The following is a 1295-nucleotide window of genomic DNA, read 5'->3' on the forward strand; positions in this document are numbered from 1 at the left end:
GGGACCATGTCCTCCGCGCGGATGTGAAAGACGCGTCGTCCTCCGCCATCGCGTTGGTGTGCCAACGCCCGGAGGAGGATGGCGACGATGGTGCAGCGTTGCTGATGCGCGACCTCTCGGATCTGCTCCATGACATAGGCCGGGACGCTGGCCCTCAGGTTGGCGCTCCATTCAACCCGCACCCCAGGTGGGGGCATGGCGCCGGGGGCATCGGGCCATCCCCGTAGCCTGGCCTGTGTGGCGGCAGCCTCGGCATCCCGCGCGCCCCGCGTCCTAGCGGGCGTCGGGGCGCCCGGTCCGGATCCAGATGGCCGGGTCCCGCGTCCTCGCGTCACGCGGACGCCTCCGGCGCCTCATAGGCGGGCGGCATGGGCTGCTCCGGCTCGGCGGGCGCGAGCCCGAGCGCGCTGACGTCCCCCAGATTGAGCACGCGCAGCCAGGTCAGCGTGCGGTCCAGCGCGAGCAGCACGTCCTCGCGGGTAGGCAGGTCCGGATAGATCAGCTCCCGCTCGCCCCGCATCACCTGACTCCGCAGTGCCGTGGTGCGGGCGTAGAGCAGCCGGTGCGCCGTGGTCCGGTGGCGACGGTCATGCCGCAGCAGCCACAGCAGGCATTGAGCCGCATCGACGGTTGCCTGCGGCAGGGCCAGATCCGGCTCCTCCTCATCGGGCCGGAGGCAGGGAGCGGCGATGCGCAGCAGCTCCGCATACCGCGCCTGGTGCCGCCGCTCAGTCTCGGGCGTCGGGGGCATCGGGTCGGCGGCGACGGGCAGCGCGAGCACCTGCATCCAGAGCGCCGTGGCGCCTTGGTCATAGATGAAGCGCGCGACCTCCCCTTGCAGGGCCAGGCGCTCGCGCGCCAGGGCGGCGGAGCGGCGCAGCCACAGCGGGCCGGGCTGCTCGGCCGGGACATAGGGGCGCCGTGCCCGCAGCAAGGCCAGCGCCTCGGCATGGGCCATGGCGGCGGCGACAGCGCGCGGGTCGGGCGTGTCGCTCCCGGCAGCGCCCGTGGTGGATCCCGGATAGCTGTCCTGAGGGCTGATCGGCGAGAAGCGCGTCAGCATGAAGCGGATGACGCGGCGGGGGCGGTTGGGCTCATCCTCGGGCGAAGCTGGGGGCGCGGGGGGCGGGGCGAGCGACATGAGGGGCTCCTGGGTGGGTCTGGGGGCCACGGGCGGGGTTGCCTGTGGATTTCCGGAATTCCCTACATGTAGTACGATTATGCGATGAGTCAACAGAAAGTACGGCCGTGTACTCAGAGAAATTCTTGACGCCCGCAACCCTCCGCGCCGCCCG

The 1295-nt window shown here is 71.9% G+C and carries 1 protein-coding gene; it reads right to left on the reverse strand.

The annotated features are described in order from the left end of the window. Positions 1-331: 331 nt before the first annotated feature. Positions 332-1141 carry a hypothetical protein gene (locus KTR66_RS24620; RefSeq protein ID WP_213617402.1) on the reverse strand — a complete coding sequence of 270 codons (810 nt, stop codon included), beginning with the start codon at positions 1139-1141 and terminating at the stop codon, positions 332-334. Positions 1142-1295 lie beyond the last annotated feature (154 nt).

Source organism: Roseococcus sp. SDR (assembly GCF_019083995.1).
Lineage (GTDB): Bacteria > Pseudomonadota > Alphaproteobacteria > Acetobacterales > Acetobacteraceae > Roseococcus.